At 68.5% G+C, this 12519-nt stretch carries 11 protein-coding genes and 3 pseudogenes; 4 read left to right on the plus strand and 10 right to left on the minus strand.

The features are described 5' to 3' along the window. Nucleotides 1-21: 21 nt before the first annotated feature. The 9 genes and pseudogenes from ML5_RS21770 to ML5_RS32955 all read right to left on the minus strand — a co-directional run bounded on the left by ML5_RS21770 (nucleotide 22) and on the right by ML5_RS32955 (nucleotide 9035). Complete coding sequence (locus tag ML5_RS21770) at nucleotides 22-1407, minus strand: NAD(P)/FAD-dependent oxidoreductase (protein ID WP_013476190.1); 1386 nt, start codon at nucleotides 1405-1407, stop codon at nucleotides 22-24. After that, complete coding sequence (locus ML5_RS31640; RefSeq protein WP_013476191.1) at nucleotides 1404-1658, minus strand: (2Fe-2S)-binding protein; 255 nt, start codon at nucleotides 1656-1658, stop codon at nucleotides 1404-1406. The genes ML5_RS21770 and ML5_RS31640 overlap by 4 nt, the downstream gene beginning before the upstream one ends. Continuing rightward, nucleotides 1645-2793 carry an FAD-binding oxidoreductase gene (locus ML5_RS21775; protein ID WP_013476192.1) on the minus strand — a complete coding sequence of 383 codons (1149 nt, stop codon included), beginning with the start codon at nucleotides 2791-2793 and terminating at the stop codon, nucleotides 1645-1647. Before ML5_RS21775 ends, ML5_RS31640 begins: the two co-directional genes overlap by 14 nt. Further along, on the minus strand, nucleotides 2790-4205 hold the full coding sequence (locus ML5_RS21780; protein ID WP_013476193.1) for an aminopeptidase P family protein: 1416 nt from the start codon (nucleotides 4203-4205) through the stop codon (nucleotides 2790-2792). Before ML5_RS21780 ends, ML5_RS21775 begins: the two co-directional genes overlap by 4 nt. Then, nucleotides 4202-5608, minus strand: coding sequence for an aldehyde dehydrogenase (locus tag ML5_RS21785; protein ID WP_013476194.1), 1407 nt, complete (start codon nucleotides 5606-5608; stop codon nucleotides 4202-4204). Before ML5_RS21785 ends, ML5_RS21780 begins: the two co-directional genes overlap by 4 nt. After that, the gene (locus ML5_RS21790) at nucleotides 5605-6606 is read right to left on the minus strand and encodes a proline racemase family protein (RefSeq protein WP_013476195.1); all 1002 of its coding nucleotides are present in this window, start codon (nucleotides 6604-6606) and stop codon (nucleotides 5605-5607) included. The genes ML5_RS21785 and ML5_RS21790 overlap by 4 nt, the downstream gene beginning before the upstream one ends. Further along, nucleotides 6606-7496: a dihydrodipicolinate synthase family protein gene (locus ML5_RS21795; protein WP_013476196.1), complete on the minus strand. Its 891-nt coding sequence runs from the start codon at nucleotides 7494-7496 to the stop codon at nucleotides 6606-6608. The genes ML5_RS21790 and ML5_RS21795 overlap by 1 nt, the downstream gene beginning before the upstream one ends. Nucleotides 7497-7746: 250 nt before the next feature. Continuing rightward, nucleotides 7747-8454 carry a GntR family transcriptional regulator gene (locus ML5_RS21800; protein WP_013476197.1) on the minus strand — a complete coding sequence of 236 codons (708 nt, stop codon included), beginning with the start codon at nucleotides 8452-8454 and terminating at the stop codon, nucleotides 7747-7749. 212 nt (nucleotides 8455-8666) lie between these two features. Next, nucleotides 8667-9035 (minus strand): annotated as a pseudogene (locus ML5_RS32955) (cyclic-phosphate processing receiver domain-containing protein). Between the two features lie 376 nt (nucleotides 9036-9411). Between ML5_RS32955 and ML5_RS32130 the strand changes: the two are divergent. Then, the gene (locus ML5_RS32130; protein ID WP_013476198.1) at nucleotides 9412-9813 is read left to right on the plus strand and encodes a hypothetical protein; all 402 of its coding nucleotides are present in this window, start codon (nucleotides 9412-9414) and stop codon (nucleotides 9811-9813) included. A gap of 156 nt (nucleotides 9814-9969) precedes the next feature. On the opposite strand, the gene ML5_RS32420 is transcribed toward ML5_RS32130, so the two are convergent. Continuing rightward, nucleotides 9970-10128, minus strand: a complete 159-nt coding sequence (locus ML5_RS32420; protein ID WP_168168222.1) for a hypothetical protein — start codon at nucleotides 10126-10128, stop codon at nucleotides 9970-9972. Between the two features lie 83 nt (nucleotides 10129-10211). Here ML5_RS32420 and ML5_RS21810 point away from each other — a divergent pair. The 3 genes and pseudogenes from ML5_RS21810 to ML5_RS32605 form a co-directional block, all read left to right on the plus strand. After that, nucleotides 10212-10517 (plus strand): annotated as a pseudogene (locus ML5_RS21810) (hypothetical protein); the annotation flags it as partial. A gap of 32 nt (nucleotides 10518-10549) precedes the next feature. Further along, complete coding sequence (locus tag ML5_RS21815; RefSeq protein ID WP_013287184.1) at nucleotides 10550-11008, plus strand: DUF3592 domain-containing protein; 459 nt, start codon at nucleotides 10550-10552, stop codon at nucleotides 11006-11008. Nucleotides 11009-11094: 86 nt separating this feature from the next. Further along, a pseudogene (locus ML5_RS32605) lies at nucleotides 11095-12213 on the plus strand (IS630 family transposase). Nucleotides 12214-12519 lie beyond the last annotated feature (306 nt).

The following is a 12519-nucleotide window of genomic DNA, read 5'->3' on the forward strand; positions in this document are numbered from 1 at the left end:
CGTGATTCGTCGTGCGCGAGATCAGTCGTCGCCGGCGAGGTCGGCAAGCGTGATCGGCTGCATCAGCGTACGAGACGCATGTCCCTGAACATCCACCGAACTCACCGGCCGGGCCGCTTCTCGGGCGGTGAGGCATGCTGTGGCGTAACCACATATTCGCCCCTGGCACCAGCCCATGCCGGCGCGGGTCAACAGCTTCGTGCCCCGGGCATCGCCCGCGGACAGTTCACGCACCGCCTGCCGAACAGCGCCTGCCGACACCTCCTCGCACCGACAGACGAGAGTCTGGTCGTCACACAGATCGGGCCAGAAGGCCGGCACGGGATGAACCGCATGCAGAGCGGCGGCGAAACGACGCAGTCGACGCCGGATCCGCAGCAACCTACTGCGCTCACCCGCACGCAGCGGCCCCGCGCGACCGAGAGACCGGGCGACCGCGTCCCCGGCGAGGTGCCCTTCCACGAGCGCCAGCCTCGCCCCGCCGACGCCGGTCACCTCGCCCGCTGCGTACACGCCCGGTACAGAGGTCGCTTGATCCGGCCCGATCCTCACCACGAGACTGCCGTCGCGGTCCATGAATGTCTCGCATCCCAGGGCGACAGCCACCTCCACCTGCGGGGTGAAGCCGAAGCCGACGGCGAGACCGTCGCAGCCGACGTGTCTCTCGCTGCCGGGCACCACCGAGCCCAGCGGGCTGATCGCCGCCACTGTCACCCCGGCGAGCTGATCGTCGCCGTGCGCGGCCACCACAGCCATACGCCGCCGATACGGCACCCGACGACGCAGCATCCGCCAGCCGTACCGGCCTGCCTCGGTCAACTTGCTCGCTGCGCCGAGAACCGCACCGACGTGCCGTGCGTACCGGACCGGGTCGTTCGCCTCGTACACGCCGACCACCGTGGCGCCGGCGTCGGCCAAGCCGGTCGCGACCGGCAACAGAAACGGTCCCGTCCCCCCGACGACGACGCGTCGCGCGAACACCACCCCTTGACCCTTCAGCAGGGCCTGAGCTCCACCGGCGGTGACCACCCCCGGCAGATCCCAACCTGGGAAAGGGACAACCCGGTCATGAGCTCCCGTGGCGATGACGAGTCGCCGGCCGTACACGACCGTGGAGTGCGTGTGGACGGCGAACTGCGGACCGACGTCGTCCGGGCGAGACTCGACGAACCACACTGCCGCGTCCGGGTGGTGATCGAGCTGGTCGAACCGTGCGCGCAGACCGGCGAACAACGCCCAGTTCGTGTGGCTGCGGGCGTCCGCACCGGATCGGTGCCGCCAGTACTGTCCGCCGGGACGCGACCCGGCATCCAGGACGGCCACCCGGCAGCCGGCATCGGCCGCCGTGACCGCCGCGGCCAGACCGGCCGGTCCTGCACCGATCACCACCAGGTCGTACGTGCTCATGTCCCCTCCCGCAGCTCGTCCTGAGGTTCGACCACGTCACCGCTGCGGGCGACCACCAGACAGGCTCGCTGCGACGGCACACCGTTGACCGTGACGAGACAGTCGAAGCACACGCCGATGCCGCAGAAGACCCCCCGGGGTCGCCCTTCGACCCGTGTGCTCCGCCAGGATCGGATCCCGGCGGCGAGAAGGGCCGCGGCTACGCTCTGCCGCCCGTCGTGAGGGATCGAGCGGCCGTCAAAGGTGAACATGGTGACGCTCCGGTGCGAACGGTCGTAGATCCACGTGCGGGCGGCGGTCGGTCAGCAGTGCGGCGATGGCGTGCCCGGTCGCCGGGGCGAGGCCGATACCGGCGCCCTCGTGGCCGGTGGCATGAAAGAGCCCCGGCACGTCCTTGTCCGCGCCGATGATCGGCAGATGGTCCGGACTGTACGGCCGGAAACCCCGGTAGGCGCGAATCGCGGAGACGCCGCCCAGGATCGGGAACAGGCGTATCGCAGCCGCTGCGAGCCCTCTCAGCGCCGGCAGAGACATGGCCGGATCGAAGCCGACATGCTCCCGGCTGGACCCGATCAGGATCGTGCCGGCGCGAGTCCCCTCCACCACCGGGGAGATCTCCAGCCCAGCGGTGCTGCGCTCGACGTTCGCAACGTAACCGGCGGCGTAGACCTTGTGCCGCACGAGCTCCGGCAGCGGCTGGGTGACCAGGACGAAGCCACGTCGAGGCAGGATCGGCAGCTCGACGCCCGCCAACGCGGCGACTCTGCCAGCCCATACGCCGGCGGCGTTCACCACCCTGGTCGTTGACAGCAGGCCATGATCAGTCCGCGCAGCTCGAATCCCCCCGGTGCCGTCCCGGAGCAGGCCGACAACGCAGGTGCCGGTCAGTACCGTTGCCCGGGCCGCACGGAGCAGGTGTGCGGCGGCGAGCATGGGCTGGACCTGCATGTCCTGGGGATAGTGCACCGCACCGACGAGATGGGGGGACAGGTGCGGCTCGTAGCTGGGCAACTCATGCGAGGCGACGGCGTGCGCCTCGACGCCCGCAGCACGCTGGCGGTCCGCGAACGCCGACAGTGTGTCGTGCTCTGTCGCCGAGGCCGCCACCACCAGGCCGCCCTTCCGTTCCAGTTCGATCTGCGCATCGCCCATGGTCTCGCCCAGTTCGCGCCACAGCGCGACGGAATGAAGCGCCAGGCTGAGTTCCGGGCCGGGTGATTTGTCGGAGAGGAGGATGTTGCCTTCACCGGCCCCGGTGGTGCCGGACGCGACGCCGGCCCGGTCCACCACTGTCACCGTCAGGCCGGCCCGTGCGGCGTAGTAGGCGCAGGCGGCACCGGTCATCCCGGCGCCTATCACCACCACGTCCGCGTCGGCGTCGATCACGACGACACCCGGTGCATCCACGCCTCGATCTCGTCGGGACGTCGAGGTAGCCCGGAGGAGAGGACTCGACAGCCGTTGTCGGTGACAAGAACGTCCTCCTCGATCCGAATCCCGATTCCGCGCAGCTCAGCCGGAACCAACTCGTCGTCAGGCTGGAAGTAGAGGCCGGGCTCGACAGTGAGCACCTGGCCGGCAGCCAGCCGTCCGTGCAGGTAGCTGTCAGCGCGGGCAGCCGCACAGTCGTGGACGTCCAGACCGAGCATGTGGCCTGATCCACACAGCGTCCACCGCCGGTAGAGCCCGGACTCCTCGGTCAAGGCGCGTTCCGGCGACACGGGCAGCACGCCCAGGTCGGCGAGGCCGTACGCCAGCACGGTCATCGCCGCCTGATGGAACGCACGCCAGTCGGCGCCCGGCTTGAGGCAGTCCAGAGCTGCGTCGTTCGCCTTCAGGCACAACTCGTACAGATCGCGTTGCAGCGGACTGAACCGGCCGGACACCGGTAGAACACGAGTGATGTCTGCCGTGTAGAGCGACCTCGTCTCGGCACCGGCGTCGAGCAGCAGCAGGTCCCCGTCGCGGACCGCGCCGTCGTTGTCGATCCAGTGCAAGGTGGCGGCGTGCGCACCGGCGGCCACGATCGAGTGGTATCCGACGTCGTTGCCCTCCAGGCGGGCTCGCTGCCAGAACACCCCCTCCAGGTAACGCTCGGACGTACGCTTCGCCATCGGCAAGGCACGCACCATGTCCTCGAAACCGCGGGTGGTGATGGCCACCGCCTCTTCCAGCTGGCCGATCTCCCAGTCGTCCTTGACCAGCCGCATCTCATCCAGCACCGCGGCGAATTCCAGGTCGCCCGGCCCCGCGGCGTCGGCCGTCAGCCCATCCACGTGCACGTCGACTCCACGCAGCACGCGGGTCGGAACGCCCCGCCCGGACAGGACCGACTCCAGCTCGGCCAGATGACGGGTCGTCACAGCCAGCCGCCGACGGCTCTCTCCCAAGGTGGGCCGGCGTCCGGCCCACAGTTCCCCATACATCCGGTCACGGAAGAACTCGGGCGTGCTCCGGTCGGATCGGGGGCGAAGAAAGAGCATCTCCTCACCGTCCGGCTCGATGACCAGGACCCCGTCTGAGGACTGGTCGCCGGTCAGCCAGACATAGGCAGAATGCGGGCGGAACCGATAGTGCTGGTCGTTGGAACGCCTCTTGAAGCTTCCGGCCGGGACGACGAGCCGTTCCCCGGAGAAACGGCAGTGCAGCTGTCTCCGGCGTACCGCCGCCCAGCCGGCGACCTCGTCGACCTGTGTGACGTGCCGCTCGCTGTCAGCCCACCCGGAGAGCATGAACTCCTCCAACGCGGGGCTGACCGGCAGATCATGACTACCGGTGTGCAGGTCGACCCGTTTCATGCGGCCTCCTCGGCGGGGCTGGGTGGGGGAGTACAGAGGGTGATGGTGCGCAACGAGGTGTAGAAGTCCAGTGCGGCTGTGCCCTGTTCTCGAGGGCCCTGGCTGGACGCCTTCTCACCGCCGAACGGCGCGTGGAAATCGACTCCGGTAGTGGGCGTGTTGACCCGGATGAGACCGGTGTCGATGGCCCGGACCACCTCGAACAACCGGCCGATGTCGCGGCCGTGGACGGACGTCACCAGCCCGTACCGAACGTGGTTGACCAGAGCGGCCGCGGCGGCCGGGTCCGACACGGTGAAGATGCTGGCCAGCGGGCCGAACGTCTCCTCGCACGCGACCGGATGGCCAGGGTCGACCGAATCGAGCAGCACCGGCGCCACATAGAGGCCGTCAGCCCGGGACGCGAGACGAGTGAGAACCCGGCCTCCTGCCGCGCGGGCTGCCGCGACGCCGTCCAGAACTCGACGGCGCGCGACGTCGGTGATGACGGGACCGACTGCGACGCCGGCATCGGCCGGGTCGCCGACGCGTAGCCCCGCCACCGCGGCCACCAGGGCTTCGGTGAGCGCGGTGGCATCGCCCACCACGATGATCCGCCGAGTCGCGGTGCACTTCTGGCCCGCATATGCCATGGCGGCACCTGCCAGCATCGTGGCAGTGGTGGCAGGGTCGGCGTCCGGCAGCACGACCGCTGCGTTCTGTCCGCCCATCTCCGCCTGAACCGGTAGCCCGGCGCGAACGGCGGCGACGGCGACACCCCTGCCGACCGTCGCGGAGCCGGTGAAGGACACGACGTCAGCCGCTTCGACGACGGCCTGTCCGGTGTCCGCACCTCCCGGCACCACATGGAGCAGATCGTCGGGCAGCAGCCCGTCGAACAGGCCCGCCACCAACTCGCCGCAAGCCAGCGCCTCGGGCGACGGCTTGAGCAGCACTCCGTTACCAGTGGCGAGGGCCGGTGCAGCCTTCCACAGCGGGATGGCCAGTGGAAAGTTCCACGGCGTGATCAGACCAGCCACGCCCCGCGGCCGACGTTCGGTGAACAGCAGTCCCGGCTGATTCGCCGGCAGCGTCGGCGCCAGCAGGTCGCCGATCGCCGCGAAGCAGGACTGGGCGTAGTAGTCGAGGATCGCAGCGGCCCGGCTGACCTCGGCGTTCGCTTCCACGACCGGCTTGCCCACCTCACGGACGATCAGAGCAGCCGCTTCACCGGCCCGAGCCCGCAGCCGGTCCGCCGCCTCACTCAGGGCAGCGGCGCGGCCGGAGGGATCCCGACGGCGCCAGGCGTCCTGCGCGACACGGACCGAATCAGCGAGCTTCCGCACACCATCAGGAGTGACCGGGACACGCTCCGCGACGACATCGTCCGGCTTCTGAGGGGAACGGCTCTGAATGAGACTCACAACATGAATCCCGCCGGGAAAGGGTCCTCGGGGTCGAGGAAGAACTGGGCGGTACCGGTAAGCCACGCCCGCCCGGTGACTGTCGGCACCACCGCGGGCCGACCGGCGACGGTGGTCGTATCGACCAGCCGACCGGAAAACCGGCTGCCGATGATGGACTCGTTGACGAATTCCTGTCCGAGGGGGAGCAACCCGCGGGCGTGCAGCTGCGCCATCCTCGCCGACGTGCCGGTCCCGCAAGGGGATCGGTCGAACCAGCCGGGATGGATGGCCATGGCGTGGCGTGACAACCGGGCGGTCGCCCCTTCCGTAGCCAGGTAGACATGGTGGCATCCGGAGATGTGCGGCTGCTCGGGGTGCACGGGCCGGGCGGTGTCGTTCACGCCTCTCATCACGCTGAGCCCCACCTCCAGCAGCCGTTGTTTGTCCATGCGGTCCAGTCGCAGGCCCAACTCCGGCAGGTCGACGATCGCATAGAAGTTGCCGCCGAACGCGAGGTCGTAACGGACGTGGCCGTAGCCGGGGACCTCGACCAAGGCGTCCTGTTCCACCAGGAAGGAGGGAACGTTCTGGATGGTGACAGCGGTGGCGCGGCCCTGCTCGACCTTGACAGACGCCACCACCAGTCCGGCCGGCGTATCGAGGCGGATCGTGGTCACCGGCTCGGTGACCGGCACCATCCCGGTCTCCGCCAGTACGGTGGCCACACCGATCGCACCGTGTCCGCACATCGGCAGGCACCCCGACACCTCGATGAAGACCACACCGACATCGGCGTCCGGGCGGGTGGGCGGCTGGAGGATCGCACCCGACATGGCGGAGTGCCCGCGCGGCTCGTACATCAGAAACGTGCGCAGGTCATCCCGGTGGTTCGTCAGGTACTCCCGACGTTGCGCCATGGTGTCGCCCGGCAGGAGCGGCGCGCCTCCGGTCACCACCCGGGTGGGCATTCCCTCGGTGTGGGAGTCGACGACGTGAATGACGCGGCTACTGCGCATCAGCGGTGCCCTGCCGCGAGCACCCGTTCGGTCGTGGTACGGATGACCGCGGCGTCGGTGGGGGCCAGCGGCTGGCGCGGCTGGCGCGTGAAGCCACCGGGACGACCTGCGACATCCATGGAAAGCTTGATCGCCTGAACGAACTCAGTGCGCGAATCCCAACGGAGCAGCGGATGCAGTGCCCGGTAGAGGAGGACGGCCGTCCTGAGATCACCCGCCGTCGCGGCCTCGTAAAGACGAACGCAGCTCGCCGGAATGGCGTTCTGGTAGCCGCCAATCCAGCCCACCGCGCCCGCGATCAGGAATTCGAGCGCGACGTCGTCCGCGCCGGCGAGGATGTCGAGACCAGGCGCCGTCTCGGCGATCTGGTACGCCCGGCGGGCGTCACCGCTGAACTCCTTGACCGCGACGATCAAACCCTCGTCGTGTAGACGCCGCAGCAGGTCGGGTGTCAGGTCCACCCTCGTGTCCATCGGATTGTTGTAGGCGACGATCGGTAGACCTGCCTTCGCCACCTCACGGTAGTGGGCCAGCACTGCTGCCTCGTCAGCGCGGTACGTCGTCGGTGGCAGCAACATGACGGCCGGGCAGCCTTCCTCCGCAGCCTGCTCGGTCCAGCGCCGTGCCTCGTCGGCACCATAGGCCGAGACGCCTGGTACGACGGCGAACCCATCAGGGGCGGCTTGCACCGCCGTTCGCACCACCGAAGCCCGTTCCTCGCTGCTGAGCGCCTGGTATTCACCGAGGGAACCGTTGGGGACAACGCCATGACAGCCGTTGTCAGCGAGCCATCCGACATGTGCAGCGTAAGCGCCGAAATCGATGCCCTGGTCGGCGTGGAACGGAAGAGCGGTCGCTACGAGAACCCCACGCCACGGCGCCATTTCCATGCGGCCTCCATCAGTAATATGTTACATAGCACCATAGTGGCTGCGCCCGCCCCGTCAAGAGGTGCAATCGCCCCGGCTCGGCGCCGTTCGAAGCAGTCGATGAACGGCTGAGGGCGTGACCGTATGCGATAGCGGGGCCCGGAACTGCTGCCGGCGAGCACATTCGGTGTGCCGGTGCTGACTCCAAGGAGCCACGGTGGCGGCGTAGCGGGAGCCGACCGGCCGGACGTGTCAACAGAACACGTTGGTCCTAGTCTTCACGACGGGCCGCCCAGATACCTCGGACGTGCCGCAAGTGGTGCCGCATCAGGCCGACCACGGCCTCACGGTCACCCCCGGCGATGAGCTCGATCAACTCGAGATGCTCGTTCGCGGAGTCGACCAGACCTCCACTCTCCACCAGCGCGTCGAGACCGTACAAACGGGTGTGATTGCGCAGGTCGGCAACCGTCTCGACCAGCCGTTGATTCCCGGCGGCATGCAACAGTGTCAGGTGGAAGGCGTTGTCCGATTCGATGTACGCCACCAGGTCCCCACGTCCGGCAGCAGAAACGATGTTGTCCGCCAACCTCCGCAGTTCCCGCACCTGCGGTTCCGACAGTCTGCCCGTCTGGTCGGCCACCACCGGAATCTCGAGAAGCTCCCGAATCTGAGTGATCTCGTCCAGATCCCGCTCACTGAGGGCCTTGACGCGGAACCCCTTGTTCTTGACGATCGAGACCAAGCCCTCCTTGGCCAGGTCGAGGATCGCTTCGCGAACCGGCGTGGGCGAGACGCCGAAGCGTCCGGCCAGCATCGGGACGGAGTAGGTCGAATCCGGCCTCAAGCTGCCAGCCACGATAGCCGCGCGCAGGGCGTGCGCTACGTCCTCGCGTAGGCTCTGCCGACTCTGAAGCGGCTTCAGGTCCAGCGTGGATGCGGCAGCGCTCGCATCGCCAGTCCGCTGGTTGCCTTTCACAGTTGCATCCGCTCCGGTCCCGTCGAGCCAACCCTGAGAACAAGCCGCCCGGGGCCCGCCCTTCATCCCTGCTGACGGCGGCCCTGTCTCTCAGCGCCACCGTCAACCACCGCGCCGATCTCGGAGCCTACCCAGTGGGTATCGCCTCGACATCTACCGGGCGACAGCCGGTGGGTCGCAGCCTGCTATACGTGACGGCGTGGCCGGATCGATCAGCTCGCCGGAGGGCCTTTGTCGTAGCCGACGTCTGAGCAACCCGACGCGACGCGGACCCGGTAACCCCAGCGCCTCAGGACAAGCGCGATTCTTGCGGCACCGCCTGGGTTGGCGGAATGGACGACGACCACGCCGATGTTGAAGGGGCGGTCGTCGAAGGCGGCCTGTTCCAGGACCTCTATCACCGGCCAGATGGTGTCGTCGCCGCCCAGGTCGTGGTCCAGTCACAGCTCGTCCAGCCGACCATCCCGGTAGCGGGTAAGAAGCTCGACTCCGGCAGCGCTCGTACGGGCCACCTCCGCGCGGCGGCCATCGACGAATGACCGAAGGTCATCGATCAGAGCGATCGCTGGTCGGGCGTCCACCCGGTCATGATGCGCGGGCACCGCCACGCGTCGCCATCCGGTTTCGCCGGCGAAGCAGGCGCCGAGAGCTGTCGGGGGTGTTGCGGTGATCCAGGCCGGTGGCGAAGCCGCGGATTCGGGGCATCCGGCGTGGCGGGCGTGGTTGATCCAGGTGTCGAGGTGCTGCTCGGTGCCCTGGTGGCGGACCAGCGCGGCGGACCCGCGGGCGAGGCTGGCGACGTTCGAGGTCCGGTGACGTGGCGGGCCGGCCAGCGCCCCGCTCCCCAGGGGGCGGGGTCGTCAACTGCAACCACCCGGATCGCGGCATGACCGCGCGAATCGCGGCAGAAGCGGATGGCGTGAGGCATCCTTGTTCGCCTCGTCAGAGGAGGTTGTCATGGAGTTGGATCAGCCGACCCAGGCTGCGATGGAGGCGGCGACGGCGGACCTACTCCATCTGGGCTTCCTGGAGATCCGGTTCCTCACTGCGCCACTGCTGGATGCCCATTCGGCGGACGCACTCGACCGACGTCGTGAGCGCGCCAATATGATCGCCGACCTCTGTCACCAGCTTCCAGGGCTTCTCGCGCCGCAGCGACGCGATCAACTCGCCGACGGGCTGCGATACCTTTGGCGAACTGCTACCGCGACCAAGCGTCAGTGGCTGCGGTCCCGCTGGGACCACCTGAACTACGATCACCGCTGGCTGACTGAGGCCGCTACCGAACGGCCCACCCCAAAGGGGAAAACTGCAAACGCCGACCCGCCGGGCCCACCAATTGAATCCGGCGCCAACTGACCTCGGGCGGCACCGAGCTACCCACGGCAGATGAGTGCACCTGATCTCGGTCAACGCCCGGACGTCCAACCGTTGAACCGTTGAACCGATGACCGGAGGCGGGCGTCGGGTGCACGTCGACCAGCGCGGCGTCGGTCGCTCGCTGTCGTGGACGGTTCAGGTTTCGTCGAAGAGTTCTTCGGCGATCGTGGCTGTGTATGGAGCCTCGCTGTAGGTAAGCCAGCGCGCGATTTCGTCGGCATGACTGCCGAGGGCGGTCGCGGTGGCGACGGCGTCGACCGCGTCAGGGGGTGGCGTGACCCCGTCGCGGGTCACCAAAGCTAGTGGCCATGCCGGCCGCACTCGAGCACCGTCGGCGTAGAACAGGAACGGCGGTACGAACTGCAGCAGGCGAGGGCCATCTGCTCGACGACTTCGGCGATGAGCGGCGGACAGCCGCCGCTGAGAACGCGTTCGGGCTGGCCGCGATGGGCTCGGCAGCCGAGATTTGCGCCGACGTGTGGATTCCCGGTTTTGTGGGCGCCCCGGCGGATGCCCGCCCACGCACCGGTGACGGGCCCAGGGCCGTACGCGGCGGTGCCGCCGACCTCTACCCGTGGCAGGGCTGCGACGAATGGCTGCTGCTGCTGCTCGCCGCCACCCGGTATGAGCACGATCAGTTCACCGCGGTCCGCCCGGTCGCACCACTGCCGCCCTGGAGTTAGCCAGGCCGCCGGACGAGACGCGAGGAGGGCCGGTGGTGGAGAGCCCGTTCGGCTGGCGAGAGTTGAAGCTGGTCCTCGCGGTTGTCCTCGGCACCCTTCTGATCGGCGTGGGGATGCTGCTCACCGTTCGGCTGAACGAGGCGATCGACGAGCGGGTTCGCGTCGGCGCCGAGACGACAGGCCAAGTGGTCCACGTCGAACGGTTCAGGATCACGCGTTCGTTCTCCGCCACGAGGCTGACTGTGGACTACACGTTCGACGGCGTGCGGTATCGGGAGCGGTTCTCCAGCGAACTCGACGAGAGTGAGTTCCGCGTCGGGGAGTTACTCGACGTACGCGTCGACAGGACGGATCCGACCCGGGCTGCCACGCCCGACGGGTACGCGACGGAGGATCTGCTCCTGCAGGCGCCGACTGTCCTGGCTGGCCTCGGCCTCGTCATGATCGTGATCTCGCTCGCGCTTATCAGAACGGGCCCTCGGCGCGGCTAGTGCTCGGACCACAAACGTTCGCGGTGTTGGTGACACGCCGGGCCTGGGTGGCGGTCGGGCTGGGGTTGCGGCGTCAGGCTGTCGGGGTGGCAGAGCCGGTTCGGGTACGTCGATTAAGTGATCAAGAAGGACAGCGGCTGCAACGGCTTGTGCGCCGGGGCACGGGCTCGGCCGTGCGGCTGCGGCGGGCGATGGTCGTGCTTGCCTCTGCGGGAGGCAACAGCGTGCCAGTCATCGCCCGGCTCGTGCAGGCCGACGAGGACTCCGTGCGGCAGGTGATCCACCGGTTCAACGAGATCGGCATGGCCAGCCTGGACCCTCAGTGGGCGGGTGGCCGTCCCCGCCGGATCAGTAGCGACGACGAGGCGTTCATCGTCGTGACGGCCAACACCCGCCCCGCGAAGCTGGGGCGGCCCTTCACCTGATGGAGCGTGCGCAAGCTCGCCGAGCACCTGGCGCACAACCCGGACCGGCGGGTGGTCGTCGGCCGGGAGCGGCTGCGGCAACTACTGCGCAAACACGAGATCACCTTCCAGCGCACCAAGACGTGGAAGGAGTCCACCGACCCCGACCGCGAGGCCAAGCTGGCCCGTATCGAGCAGGTGATCGAGCAGTTTCCGCACCGCACGTTCGCCTTCGACGAGTTCGGGCCGCTGGCGGTCCGACCGCACGGCGGCGTCGGCTGGGCGCCGAAAGGTCGCCCGCGTAGGCTGCCGGCTAACTACCACAAGCTGCACGGCGTGCGGCAGTCCCACGGCTGCTACAGCATCGGCGACGACCAGTTGTGGGGCGTCATTCGCACCCGCAAGTCCGCGGCGAACACCCTGGCCGCGTTGAAGTCGATCCGGGCCGCTCGCCCGGACGGCGCACCGATCTACGGCATCCTGGACAACCTGTCCGCCCATAAGGGGTTCAAGATCCGGCAGTGGGCGGCCCGGAACAAGGTCGAGATGTGCTTCACCCCGACCTACGCCTCCTGTGCCAACCCCATCGAGGCGCACTTCGGGCCGCTACGAACCTTCGTCATTGCGGGCTCGGATCACCCCAACCACACCGTCCTGGCCCGCAACCTGCACGCCTACCTGCGCTGGCGCAACGCCAACGCACGCCACCCCGATGTCCTGACCGCCCAACGCCGCCACCGTGCCGAAATCCGCAGCGAACGACAACGCCGCTGGGGCCAACGCGCCACCCGAGCCGCATGACCAACCCGGCCAACGTTTGTGGTCAGAGCACTAGGTGGGCTGGTGGAACCCGACTGGCGCCCCCCGGCCGCGGATCGGGGCGGCTGTTCCGCGCGGAGAGTCGTCAACTCGTAGATGGCGGAAGGGTGGTAGTCCGCGCTGAGACTCGAATCCCACCGGATACCTGCTGGCTAGGGCACTTTGCGCGGTGACCTCTTCGGCGTGCCCGAAGTGTCTGCGGCTCGGCATACGGGGGCCGACGGGCTGATCATTTGGGCCTATATTCGCCCTAGTGAAGTCGACGGGTTGGCGTAGATGGCTGCGGCG

This window comes from Micromonospora sp. L5, assembly GCF_000177655.2.
Lineage (GTDB): Bacteria > Actinomycetota > Actinomycetes > Mycobacteriales > Micromonosporaceae > Micromonospora > Micromonospora aurantiaca.

What these genes read in the sequence shown, in the direction of transcription:
- ML5_RS21790 (WP_013476195.1), bottom strand. Translation starts at nt 6,606, where the DNA reads ATGCGCAGTAGCCGCGTCATTCACGTCGTCGACTCCCACACCGAGGGA.
- ML5_RS21770 (WP_013476190.1), bottom strand. Translation starts at nt 1,407, where the DNA reads ATGAGCACGTACGACCTGGTGGTGATCGGTGCAGGACCGGCCGGTCTG.
- ML5_RS32130 (WP_013476198.1), top strand. Translation starts at nt 9,412, where the DNA reads ATGGAGTTGGATCAGCCGACCCAGGCTGCGATGGAGGCGGCGACGGCG.
- ML5_RS31640 (WP_013476191.1), bottom strand. Translation starts at nt 1,658, where the DNA reads ATGTTCACCTTTGACGGCCGCTCGATCCCTCACGACGGGCGGCAGAGC.
- ML5_RS21780 (WP_013476193.1), bottom strand. Translation starts at nt 4,205, where the DNA reads ATGAAACGGGTCGACCTGCACACCGGTAGTCATGATCTGCCGGTCAGC.
- ML5_RS21795 (WP_013476196.1), bottom strand. Translation starts at nt 7,496, where the DNA reads ATGGAAATGGCGCCGTGGCGTGGGGTTCTCGTAGCGACCGCTCTTCCG.